Raw genomic sequence first — 20,422 nt, forward strand, 5'->3', positions numbered from 1 at the left:
CGATGACCCAGACACCGCGCCTGCCCGATTTCATCATTGCCGGCGCAGCCAAATCGGCGACGACGTGGCTGCAGAACTCCTTGCAGCAGTCCCCCATGATCCAGATGCCCGATCACGAGCCGCATTTTTTCTCGCGCCGCTACGACGAGGGAATGGAGGCCTATCGGAACGAGCTTGGGCCGGCCCCGGAGGGCGTCCTGCTGGGTGAGAAGTCCAACAGCTACCTCACGGAACCCGCGGCCGCGGCGCGCATCCATGCCCATCTTCCACAGGTGCGGCTGGTCTTCCAGTTGCGCGACCCGGTGGCGCGCGCCTATTCCGACTACTGCATGTTGTTGCGCCGGGGCGAGGTTGACGCAGATATTGCGCGGCACCTCGATCCCGACCGCGCGGCCAACGGGCGTTTCCTGCAGGATGGCTGCTATGCCCAGCATCTGGCCCGCTTCTACGACCTGTTCCCGGCCGAACAGATTCTGGTCCTGCGCTACGAGGATATCCTGCGCGACCCGCAGGCTCAGGTCGCCCGGCTTGCCGCCCATCTGGAGCTGACGGAACAGTTGGCGCCCCCTCTGCAGGAGCGGGTGAAGGATGCCCGCGCCACCGCTGTGCCTCGCCCGTTGCGCAGGCTGCTGGCCCCGCTGCGCCCGCTTCTGGACCCGATCCGCCACACCGCGCCCATCGCCCGGCTGCGCGGGCTGGTGGCCCGACAGCATCGCTATCCGCCCTTCGATCCGGCCCTGAAGGCAGAGGTTTCGGCCTTTTTTGCGCCCCAACTGGACCGCCTCGCGGCCCTGACTGGTGAGAATTTCGATATCTGGCGCAAGCCGCGCCAATCGCCGCGCACGGGTAATCCGAACCGTTTGGTCCAATAATCGATTCGACACCAAAATGCCGCGCAAGAGAATTATGCGTAAACTTGCCGCGATCAGGATATAAAGGAGAAATTAAGAACAATAATACTCGCAAAGGTTGCATTAATCAGACATGCACGTTTCGAGGCCTTCAAATTTCGGCCTGCAATTATGGGGATATGGCCGTATTTGTTGTGTGAATGATCATCACCACGCCCTCCGGTGGTATTTTCAACCCCCATTCGAATTGACGGGGTTACACCCCAATAAACATGCAATCATACCGCCGGGGAAATACTATTTCAGTAAAAAGGTCGCTCGCGACATATCGCGGGTGAGGTGGGTATGTTGTAATGCAGACGAACGTCCAGCAGCTTTTGCGGCAGGGTAATGCCGCAACCCGAAACTTTCGCTTCAACAGGTCCGAGTTACGCGCAAACCGCAAGCTGGTCGTGGCCGACGGATTGGCGGTCGTGCTGGCCGCGGCAGCTTCGGTCGTCCTTGCGTCGGGATCTTATTTCAGCCCCGTCGAGCAGGCGGCGATTCTGCCCTTCGCGGTGCTGTCGCTGTCGGTTGCCCTGCCGGTGTTGCTGGGCAGCGGGTTCTATCGCCGGCACCGTCATTCCTCGACCATGCCGGGGTTGCTGGCGCTGATCCCCGGTGCGGTCCTGACGGTCACACTGATCCTGCTGCTGACCCGCGGGACCGGCTGGATGCATGAACTGCCGCTGACCACCTTCCCGATCATGCTGATCTGCATGCTGCTGCAGTTCGCCGGCATCCGGGTCATCGCCCGCACCCGCGAGTTGCTGCGCAACCGGCCGGTCGCTGCGGGTGACGGAATGCCGGTGGTGCTGGTCGGACTGGACGCCACCAGCGACCTGTTCATCCGCGCCGCCCATCTCGGCCAGTCGAAATACCGGGTGATGGGGATCATCGACGATTCGCTCGACAGCACCAACCTGCTGTTTCACAGCGTTCCCATCCTCGGCTCGGTGCGCGACCCGCAGATCGTCATCAACCGGCTGATGGCCGGTGCCGAGATGCCGCGCCGGCTGCTGCTGACCAAGGCTGTGACCCATTTCGACCGTGATGGCATCGCCACGCTGTCGCGTTGGGCCGAGGCCCAGGGCATCAAGGTCCGCGCCCTGCCGAGCCTGGCCGAGGGTGTGGCCGACCCCGCCACGCCCGCGACGATCGACCCCGAGGACGTGCTGACCCGCCCGCAGAAGACGATCGAGCTGCAGCTGCTGCGTGACACCTATCGCAACCAGAAGGTGCTGGTCACCGGGGCCGGCGGCTCCATCGGCAGCGAGCTGGTGCGCCAGCTCGCCTCGCTGGGGCCGGCCGAACTCGTGCTGATCGAGAACAGCGAATTCAACGCCTATCAGGTCGACCGCCTGCTGGCCCGCCACTTCCCGCAGGTGCCGCGCAAGCTGCATCTGTGCTGTATCCGCGACCGCGTCCATCTGCAGGCCATCTTCGAGGAACACCGCCCCGACATGGTCTTCAACGCCGCTGCACTGAAGCATGTGCCGCTGGTCGAGGCCAACCCCTGCGAGGGCGTGCTGACCAATGTGATCGGCACCCGGAATGTCTGCGATGCCGCCCGCGAGGTAGGCGTGCGCGCCTTCGTTCAGGTCTCGACCGACAAGGCGGTGAACACGACGAACGTGATGGGCGCAACCAAGCGCGTGGCCGAATTCTACTGCCAGGCGCAGGACCTGATCACCCGCGACCTCGGCTGCGACACCCGCTTCTTCGCGGTGCGTTTCGGCAATGTGCTCGGTTCCTCGGGGTCGCTGATCCCGCTGTTTCAGGAACAGATCGCGCGCGGCGGCCCGCTGACCGTCACCCACCCGGACATGGAGCGCTATTTCATGACCATCCGCGAGGCGGTCGAATTGACGCTGGTGGCCGCAGCGCAGGGCCTGCGCGCCCGCGACGACAATGGCCGCATCTATGTGCTGGACATGGGCAAGCCGGTGCGCATCCTCGATCTGGCCGAACGGATGATCGCGCTGGCGGGCAAGGTGCCCGGCAAGGACATCATGATCGAATTCGTCGGCATCCGGCCGGGCGAAAAGCTGTTCGAGGAGCTGTTCGACCGCAACGAAGTGGTCGAACCGGCGGGCTTCGCCGGGGTCAGCTGCGCGGTGCCCTATCCGGTCCCGATCTCGCGGTTGCGGGCGTCGATCCTGCAGCTTGAACGCGCCGCGCGGGCGGGGGACACGTCGCAGGTGCGGCGCGGGCTGGCCAATCTGGTGCCCGGCTTCGACGGCGACCGGGGCGAGGCCGAGGTCCACAGCTTCCCTGCGCGCAGCAGCCGCCCCGCCCGGCAGGTGCCTGCGATGGCGGCCGCGACCGAACCCGCGATGGGAAAGGTCTTCGCATGATCGAATCCGCCCGAGCCGGCTTCTCCGAAGCGGGCGGCGCGGTGCCGGGGCAAGGACGGCTGACCGTGCTTGTCATTGCCGGTCTCGCCTGGTCGCTGGTGAATTTCCGTCTGGACCTGATGCGCCGAATGCTGGCCAATGGTCATCACGTGCTGGCCGCCGCCCCCGATTTCGACCCCGAGACCGAAGCCGCCCTGCGCGCCGTCGGGATCGAGCCGGTCACCGTGCCGATGAACCGCACCGGGCTGAACCCGGTGCAGGATCTGAAGACGCTGTCGGCGCTGCGCCGGCTGATCCGCAGCCGCCGTCCCGACGTGATCCTGCCCTATACGATGAAGCCCATCGTCTGGGGCGCGCTTGCCGCGCGGCTGGAAAAGCATCAGCGCTGCTATCCGCTGTTCACCGGTCTCGGCTATGCCTTCTCGGACCCGGACCCGCGCGGCAAGCGCCGGCTGGTGCGCCGCATTGCAATCGGCCTGCACCGCCACGCTTTGCAGGGGGTCCGGCTGGGCTTCTACTATAACGCCGCCGAGCTGACGGACCTGCGCCGCTTCGGCATGGTCCCGGACCGCGCCCGCATGGTGGCCATCCCCGGCTCGGGCGCCGACACCGACCGTTTCGCGCCGCAACCGCTGCCCACGGGGGTGCCGGTCTTCCTGTTCGTCGCCCGGATGCTGCGCAGCAAGGGGTTGGAGGATCTGCTGGCCGCCACCCGCAGCCTGCGCGCCGAAGGCGCGCGGTTCCGGGTCGAACTGCTGGGGCCGACCGACAGCAACCCCGATGCCATCGACGCGGCCACCCTGCGCCAATGGCACGCGGCGGGCGAGGTCATCTGGCACGGCGCCACGCGCGACGTGCGGCCCTATCTGGCGAAATGCCATGTCCTGGTCCTGCCGACGCGTCTGCGCGAGGGGGTGCCACGCACCATTCTCGAAGCCATGGCCTGCGCGCGCGCCGTCATCACCACCGACGCGCCCGGCTGCGGCGAAACCGTGGGCGATGGCGAGGGCGGTTTCGTGGTGCCGATGGGCGATCCGGCCGCGCTTGCCGCGGCGATGCGGCGCTTCCTCGACGATCCGGCGCTGGCGGCGCAGCTGGGCCAACAGGCCCGCGCACGGGTCTGCCGCAACAATGACGTTCACCTGGTCAACCGCCTGCTGTTGACTGAAATGGGGCTCGAGGCCGGGGGCGCACCGATCCGGCCGGCGCCCTCGACCGGCGCCGGGATGCGTCCCACGCCGCTGGCATGGACCCGCGCCAGTCCCCCGGAAAAAGAGGCACTGCAATGAAAACGATCCTGATCGCCGGCGGGCTGGACAGCATGCCCGCCGAAGAAACCGCCACCACCATTCCGAAGGCGATGGTGGATGTCGGCGGCCGCCCGCTGATGACCCGCCTGATGGAGGTCTATGCCCATTTCGGGCATACCGACTTCATCATCGCCGCCGGTCACCAATCGGTCGCGATCAAGCAATTCTTCGCCAATTACCATCTGATGGCCAATGATGTCCGCGTCGCCATCGATACCGGTCAGGTCGAACTTCATCCCATACAAGGGGCGGGCTGGACCGTCAGCATCGTCGATACCGGCATTTATTCCACCAACAGCGCCCGGCTGTGCCTGCTGCGCAAATGGATCGGGACCGAGCCGTTCATGCTCGCCTATGCCGACAGCCTCGCCAATCTGGACGTGCAGGAGATGCTGGAGTTCCACAACAGCCACGGCAAGCTGGCCACCATCGCCGCCGTGCGCCCGCCGGCCCGCGCCGGCAATCTGGAACTGCTGGACACGCGGGTGACGGCCTTCACCCGCCAGGTGCGCCGCAGCGATACCTGGATCAATGGCGGCTTCCTGATTCTGGAACCGGCGGTTTTCGACTATCTTCTCGACGATCACGCCGCGCTGGAGGCCGGGCCGCTGGCCCAGCTGGCCCAGGATGGCGAACTGATGGCCTATCGCCATTACGGCTTCTGGCAACCGCTCGACACGGTGGCGGACCGCAAGTTGCTGGCCGCCCATTGCACCGCCGAGCCGCCGCCCTGGCTGCGCTTCGAGCCGCGCCAGCTGGCGCAGGCACCCACCCGCGCGGCCGAATAGGGCCGTCGCACCGATAACGAGCAGAAGGGGGAGAGGGCATGAGAATCCTGATGGTGCAGGGCGGCTTCGGTGCCGGCGGGGCGGAGAAGATCATGTGCGCGCTGGCGCATCATCGCGCCGCGGGCGGTGACGAAGTCCATGTCGCCGCCATGCGGATGCCGAAGACCGGGTCCTTCTTCTCCTACTCGCCCGAGATCTCGCTGCATGTGCTGGACCGCGCCGGCCGGCGCCCCCCCGCGCCCGTCCTGCAGCCGATGCGCGCGCTGGCAATCCGGCGGCTGATCCACAAGCTGCAGCCCGACCTGATCGTCAGCTTCCTGACCAAGGTGAACTGCCTGACGCTGCTCGCCGCCGCCGGCACCGGGGTGCCGGTGGTGATCTCGGAACGCAACAATCCGACGGTGCAGTCGCCGCATTTCTGGCGCCGTCTGCAGCTCGCGCTGATGCCGCGCGCGGCGGGCATCGCCATGCAGACAAAGGCCGCCGTCGCCGATCTGCACCCGGCGCAGGCCGCGCGCGCCCATGTCATTCCGAACCATTGCAACGCCGTGGCCTTCACCCGGCCGGCACCGGCCGGGCATTGCCGCTTCGTCGCCGCCGGTCGGCTGGACCATCAGAAAGGCTTCGACCTGCTGCTGACCGCTTTCGCACAGATGCCTGCGGACTGCGCCGCGACCCTCGACATCTTCGGCGAGGGGCAGGAGCGCCAGCAGCTGGAAAGCCAGATCCTCGCGCTTGGCCTGACCGGCCGCGCCCGGCTGGCGGGATTGGCCCCCAGCGCGCAGAGCTGGTTGGGGGCAGGCGACGTGCTGGTGGTCAGCTCACGCTATGAAGGATTCTGCAATGTGGTGGCCGAGGCGACCTGCTCGGGCCTGCCGCTGATTTCCTTCGATTGCCCTTACGGGCCGTCCGAGATGATCATCCACGAAACCAATGGCCTCATGGTCGCCAATGGCGACGTGCCGGCGATGACCGCGGCGATGACCCGGATCGCCCGCGACAGGGCGCTGCGCGACCGTCTGGGCAGTTCCGCCCATATCACCGCCGCCCGGCTGTCGCCGGCGCAGATCCTGGCGCAATGGGATCGGCTGATCGCCGAAGCCGACGATCACGTGCTGCCCTCGGCCAGCACGGCATCCAGCTGATCGAGCGAGGTGATGACCGCCTGCGCGGCATGGGCCGCGTCGGGGGCCGCGCAGCCATGAACGCGACCGGGGCGCAGAATCTGCACCGTCAGCCAGCCCAGCCGGTTCGGGGTCACGAAGTCCTTCACGGCGTTATCGGCGACATAGACGCAGCGCCGGTCGGGCGCTTTCGCCATCATGGCCTGATAGGCGCGGGGATGCGGCTTGCCGAAGCCCGTGGGCCATTGTCCGGTCGGGATGATCTGATCGCAGAAGGCCGCCAGACCCAGCGCCGCGATCTTGGCCCGCTGCGTCCGCTCTGGCCCGTCGGTGATCAGGCCGAAGCCGCCCCGCTTGAGATAGCGCGCCGCGTCCGGGCACAGCTCGATCCGGGGCGTATGGTCGCGATAGACGGCCACCAGACCGGCAGCCTCCATGGAAAGGCCGTGGCGGCGCAGCGCCTCGTCGAAGATCGCGGCGCGGTGGGGGCTGTCGAACAGGGCGCGGCAGGTGGCGGCGAAGCCACCCACACCCAGATGCGCCTCGACCGCGTCGAAGCCGCTGAAGGCGAAGTCACGCTCCAGATACAGCGTGTCGTCGAGGTCGAAGACGATGCGATCAGCCGGTGAAGACGGCATCGTCGTAACGCAGCATGGTGACCCCGTCGCGCCAGTCATCATTGGCGCCCGAAGGCTGGCCCGCCAGTTCGGCCATCAGCCAGTTGGCAAATTGCGCGCCCGCGTGATGGGCCAGCGGATAGCCCCCGCCGAAACGCGCGTTGATTTCAATGACCTGCGGGCCGCGCACCGCATCGTCGATGACCTGAAAGCACAGCACCCCCCGCGCCTGCGGCAGGGCGCGGCAGATCCCCTCGGCCAGGGCGCGCAGGTCGGCGCGGCGCGCGGTGCGGCCCTTCTCGACCTCGCCCGCGCGGGTCTGGATGCGCAGATGCGGGACCGCGCAGCGCAAGGTGCCAGCGCGGTCGATGAACATGTTGACGGTATATTCCGGCCCCTTCAGGACGGGCTGGAACATCATCGGTTCGGGGAAGGCGGCGGGCAGATCGGCCAGGCGGTCATAGGTGCCCAGGCCCCGGCTGGCGCTGCCGCCCACAGGCTTGCCGAAGACCGGCCAGCCCAGCCGGTCGGGATCGGCGCGCAACTCGGCTTCCGAACAGGTTTCGGGGACCGGCACGCCCGCCGCCGCCAGCACCGCCATGGTGCGGGTCTTGTCGCGGACCACGGCGATGACCTCGGGCGGCGAGACATGCACATAAGCCCCCGCCGCCGCCAGACGGGGCGCGGCCTGTGCATAGGCGGGCAGTTCGGTGTCGATCGTCGGCACGATCAGGCGGATGCCATTCCCGCGCACGATTTCTTCGATCCGGTCGATGAAATCGGGCGCCGAGCAGCGCGGGACCTGATGCGCCTGATCGGCCAACTGACAGCCCGAGGACAGTTCGGGCTGCATGTCGCAGCCATGCACAACTGCCCCCGCCGTGCGGAAGGCCTGCACCAGCGCCCCCCGCCGCCCCGCGGACGAGATCAGCACCGGGGTCATGCGCCGACGCCGTAATATTCGCGGTACCAGTCGACATAGGCCTTGGCCCCCTCGCGGACCGAGGTCTGTGGCGCATAGCCCGTCAGCCGGCGCAGCAGCGCATTGTCGGCCCAGGTCGCGGGCACGTCGCCGGGCTGCATGGGCAGCATTTCCTTGATCGCCTGCTGGTTCGAGGCGCCTTCAATCGCGGCGATGAAATCCATCAGCGGGACCGATTCGCCATTGCCGATATTGACCACGCGCCAGGGCGCGACCGGCGACAGGCTGTCGCCTTCCTCGATCTGGTCGGGGCTTTCCGGGCGCACCGGGACGGCGTCGATCAGCAGCCGGATGGCGCGGACAAGGTCGGTGACATAGGTGAAATCGCGGCGCATGTCGCCATGGTTGAAGACCTTGATCGGCCGCCCGTCCATGATCGCGCTGGTGAACAGATAGGGCGCCATGTCGGGCCGTCCCCACGGCCCATAAACGGTGAAAAAGCGGAACATCGTCGTCGGGATGCCGAACAGATGGGCGTAGCTGTGGGCCATGGCCTCGTTCGATTTCTTCGTGGCCGCATAGAAGGACATCTGGGTGTCGGCCTTGTCCGTCTCGCGGTAGGGCATGTCGATATTCGCGCCATAGACCGAGCTGGTCGAGGCCATCAGCAGATGCTTCGGCGGATGGGCGCGGGCGGCCTCCAGCAGTTCAAAGCTGCCCATCAGATTCGCCTCGGCATAGGCGCGGGGATTTTCGATGGAGTAGCGCACGCCCGCCTGCGCGGCCAGATGGATCGCGGCATCGGGCTTGTGCGTGGCGAACAGGTCCATCAGCAGGCCGGGATCCTCGACCTTGCCGTGTATCGCCTGATAGCCGGGCCGGTTCGCCAGCCGGGCTTCGCGCGCGGCCTTCAGGCTGGGGTCGTAATAATCGTTGTGGCTGTCGAGGCCGATCACCTCGTGCCCCTCGTCCAGCAGCAAGCCGGACAGGTGAGATCCGATGAACCCGGCCGCTCCAGTAACCAGAACCCGCATCAATCAACCCTTCAACTGCCAACCGTCATGCGCAACCGCAACCAGCGCCTTACGGGCACCTGCTGCGCTCATCTTCAACACGGCGGCGGCGGGTTGCACAAGACGGCCCGTGAACGGATGGCAAGAAGCAGCCGCATCAAGGTCTGAGCCTCTGTCGGACCATCTCCCGGGAAACCGACCCGGACCAGAGGTCGCGCCCTCGGACAGCGCGGGCGGCCGCCGCGATTCGGGTTGCGCATTCAGTGTCTCATCGCCAGTATCCAGCCTGACGGCCCTTTTTCTAGCCTATTGATTTTGTAATGTTGTGACGCCTGCGCAGGCATAAGCCGGGACCAGGGAATGAGTAACGATTCAGAGGACCCGCAGCCGGGCCGCTCGTTGCGGTCGCGGTTGTCACGCAACCTCAGCTGGACCTTCGCCAGTCAGCTGTTCATTTCCATCGCTGCCGTCGTCACCCTGTTCATCACCGCCCGCGCGCTTGGCCCGGCGGGACTGGGCATTCTGGCGCTCGTCGAATCCTTCGTGCGCATCGTCGATCTGATCCTGCGGCTGGAGCCGTGGCAGGCCGTCATTCGCTACGCTATCCAGGCCCAGCATCGCGGCGATACCGCGGCCTTTCTGCGCCTCATCAAGCTGTCGGTTCTGATCGACGCCGCTGGCGGCGTTCTGGCGGGGGTGGTCTGCATGATCCTGGCCCCCTTCGTGGCGCCGCTGATCGGGCTGCCCGAAGGGCGGGGCGAGGAATATATATGGCTGATGGCGGCGGGGCTGTTCTTTTCCTTCCGGCCAACCGCCATCGCCGTGCTGCGGATATTCGACCGTTTCGACCGGCTGGCCTGGGTCGACATCATCTCGGCACTGGTGCGGCTGCTGCTGACCGTCGTGGCCTGGCTGGCGGGGCTGGGGATCTGGGCCTTTCTGGTGATCCTGCTGGTCCAGAGCCTGATGGACGGGCTGCTGGCCTTTGCCGTCGCCCTGCAGGAATTGCGCAAGCGCGGCCATCATGGCGCGCTGGCGGCGCAGGGGCTGGCGGCGCTGCGGGAAAATCCGGGCTTCCTGCGATTCCTGTGGAACTCCAACTTCAACGTCATCCTGCGGCAATCGGCGAATCGCTTCGATGTGCTGGCCTTGGGGGTGATGATGAGTCCCGCGGCCGTCGGCATCTATCAGCTGGGCAAGCGGGTGATGAACCGGCTGACCAAGCTGGCCGGCCCCCTGCGCCAGACCGTCTATCCCGAACTGGCCCGGCTGTGGGACAAGGGCAAGATTCACAAGTTCAATCGGCTGGTGCTGATCTTCTCGGGTTCGATGCTGCTGCTGCAACTGGTGATCGCGGTGCCGTTCATGCTGAACATGGAATCGGTGATCGCCCTGCTGTTCGGCCCCGCTTTTGCCGGCGCAGGCCCGGTGATGAACATCCTGCTGACCTCAGCGATCATCTTCGCCTCGGGGGTGGTGCTGAACCCGGCGCTGCTGGCGATGGGCAAGGACCGTATGCTGGTGCGCGTCACCATGCTTTCGACGCTGCTGTTCGCGCTGTCCTTCGTGCCTTTCGTTCATTTGTGGGGGGTCAAGGGCGCCGCCGCCAGCAACCTGATCTTCAACCTGAGCTGGACCATCGGCTGCATGCTGGCCTTCCGTCGGACGCGCAGGGGCTAGACCGGCACCACGCTGCGGCGCTTCAGATCCTCCAGCACGACGTTGGTCTGGGCGCTCTCGATGGCCGGCAGACGGAACAGGAAATCATCCAGAAACCGCCGGTAAGCCGCCATATCCGCGCAAAGCACCCGCAGGTGGTAATCATACTGGCCGGTGGTGGCATAGCATTCGACGACCTCGGGACGAAGGGTCAGTTCGGTCATCACCCGTTGCACGGCGCTGCGGTCATGGCGCGCCAGCGTGACGTGAACAATGGCGTGAAAGCCCAGACCCGCCCGGTCGGCATCGATCACAGCGCCGTAGCCGGCGATGACGCCCGCCTCCTCCAACGCGCGCACGCGCCGCCAGCAGGCCGAGGCCGACATGCCGACCTTCTCGGCCAGCTGGGCATTGGACAGGCGGCAATCCTGCTGAAGCGCGCGGATGATGGCGCGGTCTCCGCTACTGAGCTGAAATTCATCCGGCATAAGCCATACTTTCGAACAAATTTTCCATCATGGGCTGGAATCAATACCAAACCCGGCCAGATTCACCAAGCGATTCGGCATATCCTGACCTGAACCACGGGGAGGAGCAGCCATGCTGGATCAATCGAATCCGCACAGCTACGCATTGGAAGACCGCTATGACGCCAAAGAAGGCCGGGTCTTCATGACCGGCACCCAGGCGCTGGTGCGGATCATGCTGGATCAGGCCCGGCGCGACCGCGCAGCGGGGCTGAACACCGCCGGCTTCGTTTCGGGCTATCGCGGATCGCCCCTCGGCGCGGTGGATCAGGAAATGTGGCGCGCCAAAAAGCGTCTGGCCACCCGCGACATCACCTTCCTTCCGGCGGTGAACGAGGATCTGGGCGCCACCGCCGTTCTCGGTTCGCAACAGGCGATCCTCGACCCCGATGCGCGGGTCGAGGGCGTGTTCGCCATGTGGTATGGCAAGGGGCCGGGCGTCGACCGTTCCGGCGATGCGCTGCGCCACGGCAACGCTTACGGCAGCGCGCCCAAGGGGGGCGTGCTGGTGGTGGCGGGCGACGACCACGGCTGCGTGTCCTCCTCCATGCCGCATCAGTCGGACGTGGCCTTCATGACCTGGTTCATGCCGGTGCTGAACCCGGCCTCGGTCAGCGAATACCTGGCCTTCGGGGAATATGGCATCGCGCTGTCGCGATTCTCGGGCACCTGGGTCGGGTTCAAGGCGATCTCGGAAACCGTCGAATCGGGCGCCTCGGTCGAACTGCCCGAGGACCGCGCCTTCACCATCCCGGCCTTCGATCCGCCCCCCGGCGGCCTGCATATCCGCCCGGCCGACCTGCCCAGCCCGGAAATCGAAACCCGCCTGACTCACAAGCTGCGCGCTGTCGAGGCCTTCGTCGAGGCCAACCCGATCGATCGCCGCATCTATGATATCGAGGATGCCAGCTTCGGCATCGTCACCACCGGCAAGGGCCATCTTGACCTGATGGAGGCGCTGCGCCTGCTGGGTCTGGATGAAGCCGCCTGCCGGCGCCTCGGCATCGACATCTACAAGGTCGGCATGGTCTGGCCGCTGGCGCGCCGCGACGCGCTGCGCTTCATGCGCCACAAGGCCGAGGTGCTGGTGGTCGAGGAAAAGCGCGGCATCATCGAAAGCCAGTTCAAGGAACATTTCTACGACTGGCCCGGTGACAAGCCGCAGGCCATGGTCGGCAAGCATGACGAGACCGGCGCACCGCTGATCCCCTTCTCGGGCGAGCTGTCGCCGCGCCTGCTGGCCCCCATCCTCGCCGCCCGGCTGGACCGCCATTTCCCGGATGAACACCTGCCGGAACGCGCCGCTGCGCTGGCGGCCATTCCCGACCTGACCATGAACGTCGCCGGCGCGACTCGGACGCCCTATTTCTGTTCGGGCTGCCCGCACAACACCTCGACCAAGCTGCCGGATGGTTCGATGGCAGCCTCGGGCATCGGCTGTCACGTCATGGCCAGCTGGATGAACCGCAGCACCGTCGGCTATGCCCAGATGGGCGGCGAGGGCGTGCCGTGGATCGCGCGCCAGGCCTATAACGGCGGCAAACACATCTTCCAGAACCTGGGCGAAGGAACCTGGTATCACTCTGGCTCGCTGGCGATCCGTCAAGCGGTGGCGGCGAGCGCCAATATCACCTACAAGATCCTGTATAACGACGCCGTGGCCATGACTGGTGGCCAACCTGTTGACGGCCCCGTCAGCGCCGCCGGCATCGCCCAGACCTGCCGGGCCGAAGGCGTCGACCGCATCGCCGTGGTCAGCGACATGCCGGAGAAATTCGATCGTGGCGCCTTCCCGTCCGGGACCAGCTTCGACCACCGCGACCGGCTGGACGCGATCCAGCGCGAGCTGCGCGATATTCCCGGCGTCACCGTGCTGATCTATGAACAGACCTGCGCCACTGAAAAGCGCCGCCGTCGCAAGCGCGGCTTGATGGAGGACCCGGCCAAGGCCGTGGTCATCAACGACCGCGTCTGCGAGGGTTGCGGCGACTGCTCGATTGCCTCGAACTGCCTCTCGGTCGAGCCGCTGGAGACCCCCTTCGGCCGCAAACGCCAGATCAACCAGAACAGCTGCAACAAGGATTTTTCCTGCATCGGCGGCTTCTGCCCCAGCTTCGTCACCATCGAGGGCGCGACCCGCAAGAAGCCCAAGGCCGCCGATCTGGACGTGGCCGCCCTGCTGGACGGGGTGGCGCTGCCCGATCTGCCGGCGCTCACCGAACCCTATGATCTTCTGGTCGGCGGGGTGGGCGGCACCGGCGTGGTGACGGTGGGCGCGCTGATCACCATGGCCGCGCATCTGGAAGGCAAGGGTGCCAGCGTGCTGGATTTCACCGGCTTCGCGCAGAAATTCGGCACTGTGCTGGGCTATGTCCGGCTGGCGCAAAACCCCGACCAGATCAATCAGCTGCGCATTGAAAACGGTGCCGCCGACGCGATGATCGGCTGCGACATCGTGGTCGCCTCGGCGCCCAAGGCCTCGGCGCTGTATCGGCGCGGGACGCAGGTGGTGCTGAACCTGGCCGAGATGCCGACCGGCGATCTGGTGCTGAACCGCGACGCCGACCTGTGTGTTGATGCCCGCGTCGACGCCATTGGGCGCGCGGTCGGGGCCGAGAACCTGATGGCGCTGGATGCCAACCGCATCGCCCAACGCCTGCTGGGCGACAGCGTCTTCGCCAATGTGCTGCTGCTCGGCTATGCCTGGCAGGCCGGGCTCGTCCCCGTCGGGCTGGAGGCGCTGCATCAGGCGATCCGTCTGAACGGCACCGCGATCGAAGCCAATCAGCGGGCCTTCGACCTTGGCCGGGTGCTGGCCGCCGCGCCTGAACGGCTGCCCCTGACCGCAGCACCTGCCCCGGTCGAGACCACGGCGGCCTTGCTGGAACGCTTCAGCGCCGAATTGACCGCCTATCAGGATGCCGGCTACGCCCAGCGTTTCCGCAGCCGGATCGACGCTTTCGCCGCCGCGCTGCCCCCGCTGCCCCCCGCCGAACGCGAGGCGCTGACAAGCGTCGCCACCCGGTCGCTGTTCCGCCTGATGGCCTACAAGGACGAATATGAAGTCGCCCGGCTGCTGAGCGCGGCCGCCTTCCGCGACAAGCTGGATGCCGAATGGGCCGGCGGGCGCGTGGTCTATCACCTCGCGCCGCCCTTCCTGCCGGCGCGCAAGGACGGGCGCGGACGGCCGGTCAAACGCAGCTTCGGCGGCTGGCTGACGCCGATGCTGCGCCTGCTGGCGCGCGGCAAGGCGCTGCGCGGCACGGCCTTCGACCCCTTCGGCCGGATGGCCGAGCGGCGCGAGGAGCGGGAACTGATCGCCTGGTTCGAGGAGATCCTGAACAGGTTGCCAGCCCTGGTCGCGCAGAACGGCAGCGACGCTGCGTTGGAGGTGCTGACCGCGCCGCAGCAGATGCGCGGTTACGGTCCAGTCAAACACGCCGCCATCGCCAAGCACCGCGAGAAGGCCAACACGGCCATGGCCGCCATGGGCCACCACCGGAAGGCCGCCTGATCGCGCGTCCCGTCCCCGGCGATGCGGGCCTTGTCGGAGCCGCAAGGTTGCCGCGCAGGCGCACCGCGTCAACTGGCCGCTGATCGACGCACAGCCACGCGCTCATGCCTTCCTGTCGCGGTGCGGTACAGGTCCCCCGACAGCCGCGGGGCGGAAGGGGGTTAGCTGTCCGACTGGCCAGGCGGTCGGCAGGTGATCGCCGCTGCGGTTGACCTCTTGCTGGAGGCCGGAACGCGCACAGGGGGCGCCGGGTCAGGTGGCCTCTGCAACGCTTTCATCCGGCGCGGCGCCGCGTTCGATCAGCACCGCCGAGATGTCATCCGTCTGCCTGCCCCCGCTATAGCCCAGAACGGACCAGACCATCGCCTCGACCAGGCCGAGGCCCTTAGTGGACCGGTTGGTTTGCAGAACCGCGGCCAATCCTTCCGCGCCCAGCACGCGGCCCGACGCATCCGCGGCATCCCAGATCCCGTCCGAGGCGATCAGCAGCCGGTCTCCGGGGGCCAGCACAAACGAGATTTCCTCATAATCGGCGCCCTCGATCACGCCGACGGGCAGGCCACCATTGCCCACCTGCTCGATCTTGCCGTCGGCCCGCTGGATGAGCGGATGCGGATGGCCCGACTGCACAAGCCGCACCTCGCCGCTGATCTGGTCGACCACCGCGTAGACCATGGTGAAATAGGTATCGACCCGCAGATCGGCCAGCATCAGGTGGTTCAGGTAGCGCGCCAGAACGGCCGGCGAGCGCGATTCGTAAAGCCCGTATTCGTTGATGAACAGCGCCGCATTCTGGTCGACCGATGCCGAAAATTGCGTGGCCAGCCGCGCCGTCAGCAGTGCCGCCGCGACCCCATGGCCCGACACATCGATCGCGAAGACCCCGAAGCGACGGGCATTGATGGCGAAACTGCCGGTCAGATCCCCGCCGACATGGCCTGCGGAACGCAGCAGATTCGAGACGGTGAAATCCCCGTATCGCGCCTGCCGTTCGCCGATCAGCCCCTGCTGCAGGCGTCGCGCCTCGTTCAGATCGCGGTCCATGGCCACCTGCGCGCTGCGCAGCGCGGCCAGGGTCTCGGACAGTCTGACATACACGCTATGCGCTTCGTCCTGCAGCCGTAGGATACGCTCGCCCGCGCGCAGGCGCGCCAGCAGTTCCGCCGCCGAGGCGGGCTTGGTCAGAAAGTCATCCGCCCCGCTTTCCAGCCCGAAGGCGATATCGGCCGGTTCGTCCTTCGAGGCCAGCAACACGAAATAGATATAGGGCCCCTCGCGATCGGTGCGCAGCTGCTGACACAGTTCCGGCCCCGAAATGCCGCGCATCACCCAGTCCGACAGGATTACATCGGGGCGCCGCGCGCCGCAGAAGGCCAGTGCGGTATCGCCGGATTCGGCTTCGGCGACCTCATATCCGGCGCGGGTCAGATGAATCGCCAGCATCGCCCGCTGGGCCCGGCTTTCATCGACGACAAGCACCAGTTTTCGCCGCGCGGCCGCCGGGGCAGCGGCGGTGGCGGCAGAGATGGCAAGGCGATTCCCGAATGACATGCGCCCGGCTTAGCGCAATTTTCCTAACTATCGGTGAAGACGGCTGAAGCGCGCCGGATAGCAAGGCTGCCCGAATAGAAACGGGCCGCGCCACCCGGCAACGGCCCGCGAGATCTACGGAGATGGTCCGGTTAGGGATCGAAGATCCGTCCGTCCCAGCCAGGGTTCATCACCCCAGGGTTTGCCCTTAGGCCGCGGCCCCCCTGACTGTCCCAATACCTCTCTCCAATATCACTCTCGACACTGGACCACCTCCTTTCGATATGTTGCCACGTATCGGAAGGGTGCCACAGGCTGGGGATAAGTCAACTTAAAATGCCGGGCGTCGACTCAAGATATTGCGGACAATGATGCGGAAGGGCACCAGTGCCAGCAAAGCGAGCAGCATTTTCATCATCCAGTCGGCAGTCCCGAGCGAAGCCCACAAGGGCGCCATCGGGCCAATGCCCAGCAAAGGCAGCTGTTCGTTCGCCCACGCGACATCATCGGCGGGGTTGATGAAGCTCAGCTGCGCGGCGAAGGCGATCGAGAAGAACAGTCCGGTATCCAGCGCCGACCCGAAGAACGATGACAGCAGCGGCGCTTTCCACCAGCCGCCATGGTTGCGCAGCGCGTTGAACACGCCAATGTCCACCAGTTGCGCCACCAGGAAGGCCGTCCCCGAGGCGAGGGCGATGCGCAGGGTGGTCTTGTCCATGCCGGCGGCGACCAGCGAACAGGCGACGCCGATCACGAAACCCGCCAGCACCACCCGCCGCGCGGCCGGCGCACCATAGACGCGGTTCATCACATCGGTGACCAGAAAGGCGAAAGGATAGGTGATCGCGCCCCAGGTCAGCCAATTGCCAAGCGGATATTGCACGAGGATGTTCGAGGCCACGACGATGATGGCCATGGCGATAACGCCGGGAAGAAAGCGGGTCATGTGATTTCCGTTTTACAAGGTTGCGGAAAAACTCGGCCCGCGACCTGCGGACGGGGCGGGATAAGGCCCGCCCCGTCCGGTTGTCAACGGAAATCGCCCTCAGGGCAGATCGGTGACGCGATACTCGACCAGTTCGGTCCGCTGCACCGGCAGGAAATTGTCGTCCGAGATCATGGTCATCCGAATCCCCAGCCCATCGTCCCAGACCGATATCCCTTCGAGATTGTCATATTGCAGGGTGCCGGTGGTCAGCAGCACCTCGGCCGAAGTGATGCTGTCGGGGCCAAGGCCGAAGCGCCGCACGCGCGAGCGGAAGCCCAGCAGGCCACGGAAATTCCGCTCCAGCAGATACAGCCTGCCGTCGGGGCCGATATCGGCGCCCGACGCCTGCCATTCCGGGTCGGCCGGAATGGTAAATGGCTGGTCCCAGCGGCCATCGCGATAGCGCCAGACCGGGAAATCGCCGCCCTCCGGCGCATATTCGGGCAGCGTCAGCAGCGTGCCGTCGGCGGTGATGGCAAGGGCCTCGAACCCCTCATTGGTCTGCATCTTTGCCCATTCGCGGGGAACCGGCACGCGGGTCGCCGGGCGGTCGACATCGTCATAGCGCGCGACGCGGTCCAGCCCCTCGAAGCTGATCCAGATGGTGCCGTCGCGGCCGATGGCCAGCCCCTCGCTGTCGCCCATCCGGCCGGGACGCAGGGGGGCGCCCTCGCTGTCCTGCAACTGCGCCCGCCCGGACATGGTCAGTTCGCGGATCCGGCCCGCGCTGTCGCGCTCAATGCCGCCCCAGCGGATCTGGGCGCGGTCCGAGATGACGTGGAATTGCGAGCCGTCATCGCTGATCTCGATCCCCGAGAAGCCACCGAAGTCGGATTCGGGCAGCGACCAGACATAGCTGCCGACATAGTCCACCCGCGCCCCGCCGAAGGACGGCAGCGCCAGCAGGCAGATCAGCGCCGAAAGGATCAGCGTGCGGTGCCGATGACCTGGCATTGCCTCGGCATCTCGCTCAGCCGGAAGCTGCGGGGGTGACGGTAATTGGGATCGGGCTGGCTTTTCGGCCGGGTCGAGGGGTTGGCGCGATAGGCCAGTTCCTGACGCGCGGCACCGCAGCCATTGTCATTGCCCGACAGTTGCGCGACCGGCGCAGCCGGATTCTGGCAGCCGGGGCTGCCGGGCGGGCAGTGCAGGCGAACATGGAAGTGATAATCATGGTCCGGCGTCGGACGCAGCTTCTGCAGCCAGGCGCCACGGTCGCCATTGGCGTCGCACATGGCCACCTTGATCGCGGCATCGAGGAAGATGCGGTCGACGCGCGGATCCATCGCCGCCGACTGGATGATCGCCGCATGCGAGCCGGTCCAGTTCCCGTTCACGCCCAACCCGTTCCTGGCCACGACGGTGATCGAGGAGATGCTTTCGCGCTGCGCCGGCGACAGGCTCAGGCTTTGCGGCGGTAGCATCCAGATATCCGCGTCCAGCCCCATCTGGTGGCTGGCATGGCCGGTGAGCATCGGACCGCCGCGCGACTGGCTCATATCGCCGATATAAAGACCCCGCCAGCCAAGCTGGGTCGCCGCCTGTGACAGGCCGATCAGAAAACCCACCAGTTCCGGGTGGCCCCAGTTGCGGTTGCGCGACAGGCGCATCGCCTGCCAGGTCGGCCCGGTCTCGGGCAGTGCCACCGCACCCGACACGCAGCCCCGGTTGTAGCCGCCGACCGAAACCGGCGCGCCGCCGGTCGGTCCGGGGGCGCTGCCGAAGACATCCTTCGCCAGCGGTTCAGCAATGGCGGGCACGACCAGACCGATGACGGCGGCTGCCGTCAGGATGAATTTGCGGATCACTGCACTGCCTCTCCGTTCTTGTTGACCCACTTTAGCAGGAAGATCGCCAGAAGGAATATCACGATCAGCGGAGAGATGCCGATCCGCTGGCTGCCGGTGAGATCCGTCACCACGGCGATCAGGAATGGGGCGAGGAAGGCCGTGGCCTTGCCCGACAGCGCGTAAAGGCCGAACGCCTCGGTCGCGCGTTCTTCGGTGGTGTGGCGCACCATCATCGTGCGGGACGCGGCCTGCAGAACGCCACCCGCGCCGCCGATCAGCGCGCCGCAGATGAAGAACATCACATCGGGCAGCCGCGATCCCGCGACCAGCGGCACCCCGAACAGCGACTGCCGGTCCATTCCGACGATGGTGATGCAGACCAGCACCAGCACGATGATCGACGCCCGGATGACGGCTTTCGGTCCCCACCTGCGGTCGGCACGGCCGCCCAGCCACGAAATCACCGTGGCCGACAGCGCGCTGACCACCCCGAAGACGCCGGACAGAAAGACCGGCCAGCCCAGCACGGTCCCCGCATAGACCCCGCCGAAGCCATAAAGCGCATTCAGCGCGTCGCGCGACAGCATCGAGGACAGGAGCCATGCCGCAAGGCTGGTGCGGTGGCGCAGGCTTTTGACCAGCCGCCACAGGTCGCGCATCGCAACACTCAGCCGTATCGGGCGCCCGGTGCCCGCTGGTTCGCTGACCCACAAGAAGAAGGGCAGCATGAAGACCACATACCAGATCGCCGTGAAAGGGCCGACGAATCGGGTGCCCTCGCGCAGGGCCGGGTCCAGTCCGAACAGCGGCCGGATTCCCGCGAGGGTCAGTCCCGAGGGCGTTTCGGCAAAGCACAGCAGGGTGATCGCCAGCGACACCAGCCCGCCCAGATAGCCGAAGGCGAAGCCCGACCCGGACAGCCGTCCGATCTCGGTCCTCGGCGCGAGGCCGGGCAGCATGGCATTGGTGAAGATGGTCGCGAACTCGACCCCGATCAGACCCAGCCCGAAGAAGACCACCGCCGTGACCAGTTGCGGATTCGTCGGCGTCAGCCCCCAAAGACCCGCCGCACCGACCACGATCAGCCCGGAAAAGAACCACACCCAGGGCAGCCGCCGCCCGGTCGTATCAGCCACCGCGCCCAGGATCGGCGCCAGCACGGCGATGATGACCCCGCCGATCGCCAGCCCGTAACCCCACAGCGATTGCGCTGCCGCCCCCGCCTGCGCGGCGTCCATCCCCTCGGCGATGAAGGAGCGCTTGGCAACCTCGGCATAGTAGATCGAGAAGATGAAGGTCACAAGCAGCGTGTGATAGGGTTGGCTGGCCCAATCGAAAAACCACCAGCCCCAGATGCGTTTGCGGTCCAAATGGTGCCCTTCCCGATGCCTGA

The 20,422-nt window shown here is 66.5% G+C and carries 16 protein-coding genes; 7 read left to right on the plus strand and 9 right to left on the minus strand.

The features are described 5' to 3' along the window. The first annotated feature begins 2 nt into the window (after nt 1-2). The 5 genes from H1S04_RS08695 to H1S04_RS08715 all read left to right on the plus strand — a co-directional run bounded on the left by H1S04_RS08695 (nt 3) and on the right by H1S04_RS08715 (nt 6,490). On the plus strand, nt 3-872 hold the full coding sequence (locus H1S04_RS08695; protein WP_181745093.1) for a sulfotransferase: 870 nt from the start codon (nt 3-5) through the stop codon (nt 870-872). Between the two features lie 332 nt (nt 873-1,204). Continuing rightward, complete coding sequence (locus H1S04_RS08700; RefSeq protein WP_181745094.1) at nt 1,205-3,247, plus strand: nucleoside-diphosphate sugar epimerase/dehydratase; 2,043 nt, start codon at nt 1,205-1,207, stop codon at nt 3,245-3,247. After that, the gene (locus H1S04_RS08705) at nt 3,244-4,536 is read left to right on the plus strand and encodes a glycosyltransferase family 4 protein (protein ID WP_181745095.1); all 1,293 of its coding nucleotides are present in this window, start codon (nt 3,244-3,246) and stop codon (nt 4,534-4,536) included. The genes H1S04_RS08700 and H1S04_RS08705 overlap by 4 nt, the downstream gene beginning before the upstream one ends. Further along, nucleotides 4,533-5,345 carry a glucose-1-phosphate cytidylyltransferase gene (locus tag H1S04_RS08710; protein WP_220185112.1) on the plus strand — a complete coding sequence of 271 codons (813 nt, stop codon included), beginning with the start codon at nt 4,533-4,535 and terminating at the stop codon, nt 5,343-5,345. The genes H1S04_RS08705 and H1S04_RS08710 overlap by 4 nt, the downstream gene beginning before the upstream one ends. Nucleotides 5,346-5,383: 38 nt before the next feature. Further along, nucleotides 5,384-6,490, plus strand: a complete 1,107-nt coding sequence (locus tag H1S04_RS08715) for a glycosyltransferase (RefSeq protein ID WP_181745096.1) — start codon at nt 5,384-5,386, stop codon at nt 6,488-6,490. On the opposite strand, the gene H1S04_RS08720 is transcribed toward H1S04_RS08715, so the two are convergent. The 3 genes from H1S04_RS08720 to H1S04_RS08730 are packed head-to-tail and all read right to left on the minus strand — an operon-like array spanning nt 6,454 to nt 9,045. Further along, on the minus strand, nt 6,454-7,107 hold the full coding sequence (locus H1S04_RS08720; protein ID WP_181745097.1) for an HAD family hydrolase: 654 nt from the start codon (nt 7,105-7,107) through the stop codon (nt 6,454-6,456). The genes H1S04_RS08715 and H1S04_RS08720 overlap by 37 nt on opposite strands. After that, complete coding sequence (locus tag H1S04_RS08725) at nt 7,088-8,029, minus strand: ATP-grasp domain-containing protein (RefSeq protein ID WP_181745098.1); 942 nt, start codon at nt 8,027-8,029, stop codon at nt 7,088-7,090. Before H1S04_RS08725 ends, H1S04_RS08720 begins: the two co-directional genes overlap by 20 nt. Further along, nucleotides 8,026-9,045, minus strand: a complete 1,020-nt coding sequence (locus H1S04_RS08730) for an NAD-dependent epimerase/dehydratase family protein (RefSeq protein ID WP_181745099.1) — start codon at nt 9,043-9,045, stop codon at nt 8,026-8,028. Before H1S04_RS08730 ends, H1S04_RS08725 begins: the two co-directional genes overlap by 4 nt. A gap of 336 nt (nt 9,046-9,381) precedes the next feature. On the opposite strand from H1S04_RS08730, the gene H1S04_RS08735 reads away from it, so the two are divergent. Continuing rightward, nucleotides 9,382-10,701, plus strand: a complete 1,320-nt coding sequence (locus tag H1S04_RS08735; RefSeq protein WP_181745100.1) for a lipopolysaccharide biosynthesis protein — start codon at nt 9,382-9,384, stop codon at nt 10,699-10,701. On the opposite strand, the gene H1S04_RS08740 is transcribed toward H1S04_RS08735, so the two are convergent. Next, nucleotides 10,698-11,168, minus strand: coding sequence for an Lrp/AsnC family transcriptional regulator (locus H1S04_RS08740; RefSeq protein WP_181745101.1), 471 nt, complete (start codon nt 11,166-11,168; stop codon nt 10,698-10,700). The genes H1S04_RS08735 and H1S04_RS08740 overlap by 4 nt on opposite strands. Before the next feature lie 112 nt (nt 11,169-11,280). Here H1S04_RS08740 and H1S04_RS08745 point away from each other — a divergent pair, with 112 nt between their 5' ends. Continuing rightward, on the plus strand, nt 11,281-14,721 hold the full coding sequence (locus H1S04_RS08745) for an indolepyruvate ferredoxin oxidoreductase family protein (protein ID WP_181745102.1): 3,441 nt from the start codon (nt 11,281-11,283) through the stop codon (nt 14,719-14,721). A 252-nt stretch (nt 14,722-14,973) separates the two neighbouring features. Here the strand turns inward: H1S04_RS08745 and H1S04_RS08750 are convergent, their stop codons facing one another. From H1S04_RS08750 to H1S04_RS08770, 5 genes are all read right to left on the minus strand, one after another. Beyond that, complete coding sequence (locus tag H1S04_RS08750; protein ID WP_181745103.1) at nt 14,974-16,272, minus strand: PP2C family protein-serine/threonine phosphatase; 1,299 nt, start codon at nt 16,270-16,272, stop codon at nt 14,974-14,976. A 310-nt stretch (nt 16,273-16,582) separates the two neighbouring features. Beyond that, complete coding sequence (locus tag H1S04_RS08755) at nt 16,583-17,197, minus strand: queuosine precursor transporter (protein ID WP_181745104.1); 615 nt, start codon at nt 17,195-17,197, stop codon at nt 16,583-16,585. A gap of 99 nt (nt 17,198-17,296) precedes the next feature. Continuing rightward, nucleotides 17,297-18,193, minus strand: coding sequence for an esterase-like activity of phytase family protein (locus tag H1S04_RS08760; RefSeq protein WP_181745105.1), 897 nt, complete (start codon nt 18,191-18,193; stop codon nt 17,297-17,299). After that, nucleotides 18,166-19,047: a penicillin-insensitive murein endopeptidase gene (gene mepA, locus H1S04_RS08765; RefSeq protein WP_181745106.1), complete on the minus strand. Its 882-nt coding sequence runs from the start codon at nt 19,045-19,047 to the stop codon at nt 18,166-18,168. The genes H1S04_RS08760 and mepA overlap by 28 nt, the downstream gene beginning before the upstream one ends. Beyond that, nucleotides 19,044-20,399 carry an MFS transporter gene (locus H1S04_RS08770; RefSeq protein WP_181745107.1) on the minus strand — a complete coding sequence of 452 codons (1,356 nt, stop codon included), beginning with the start codon at nt 20,397-20,399 and terminating at the stop codon, nt 19,044-19,046. The genes mepA and H1S04_RS08770 overlap by 4 nt, the downstream gene beginning before the upstream one ends. Nucleotides 20,400-20,422 lie beyond the last annotated feature (23 nt).

It is taken from the genome of Paracoccus sp. S1E-3, from assembly GCF_013868135.1.
Classification (GTDB): domain Bacteria; phylum Pseudomonadota; class Alphaproteobacteria; order Rhodobacterales; family Rhodobacteraceae; genus Paracoccus.

What these genes read in the sequence shown, in the direction of transcription:
- H1S04_RS08695 (WP_181745093.1), top strand. Translation starts at nt 3, where the DNA reads ATGACCCAGACACCGCGCCTGCCCGATTTCATCATTGCCGGCGCAGCC.
- H1S04_RS08710 (WP_220185112.1), top strand. Translation starts at nt 4,533, where the DNA reads ATGAAAACGATCCTGATCGCCGGCGGGCTGGACAGCATGCCCGCCGAA.
- H1S04_RS08705 (WP_181745095.1), top strand. Translation starts at nt 3,244, where the DNA reads ATGATCGAATCCGCCCGAGCCGGCTTCTCCGAAGCGGGCGGCGCGGTG.
- H1S04_RS08720 (WP_181745097.1), bottom strand. Translation starts at nt 7,107, where the DNA reads ATGCCGTCTTCACCGGCTGATCGCATCGTCTTCGACCTCGACGACACG.
- H1S04_RS08735 (WP_181745100.1), top strand. Translation starts at nt 9,382, where the DNA reads ATGAGTAACGATTCAGAGGACCCGCAGCCGGGCCGCTCGTTGCGGTCG.
- H1S04_RS08745 (WP_181745102.1), top strand. Translation starts at nt 11,281, where the DNA reads ATGCTGGATCAATCGAATCCGCACAGCTACGCATTGGAAGACCGCTAT.
- H1S04_RS08750 (WP_181745103.1), bottom strand. Translation starts at nt 16,272, where the DNA reads ATGTCATTCGGGAATCGCCTTGCCATCTCTGCCGCCACCGCCGCTGCC.
- H1S04_RS08700 (WP_181745094.1), top strand. Translation starts at nt 1,205, where the DNA reads ATGCAGACGAACGTCCAGCAGCTTTTGCGGCAGGGTAATGCCGCAACC.
- H1S04_RS08740 (WP_181745101.1), bottom strand. Translation starts at nt 11,168, where the DNA reads ATGCCGGATGAATTTCAGCTCAGTAGCGGAGACCGCGCCATCATCCGC.
- H1S04_RS08725 (WP_181745098.1), bottom strand. Translation starts at nt 8,029, where the DNA reads ATGACCCCGGTGCTGATCTCGTCCGCGGGGCGGCGGGGGGCGCTGGTG.
- H1S04_RS08755 (WP_181745104.1), bottom strand. Translation starts at nt 17,197, where the DNA reads ATGACCCGCTTTCTTCCCGGCGTTATCGCCATGGCCATCATCGTCGTG.
- H1S04_RS08715 (WP_181745096.1), top strand. Translation starts at nt 5,384, where the DNA reads ATGAGAATCCTGATGGTGCAGGGCGGCTTCGGTGCCGGCGGGGCGGAG.
- H1S04_RS08760 (WP_181745105.1), bottom strand. Translation starts at nt 18,193, where the DNA reads ATGCCAGGTCATCGGCACCGCACGCTGATCCTTTCGGCGCTGATCTGC.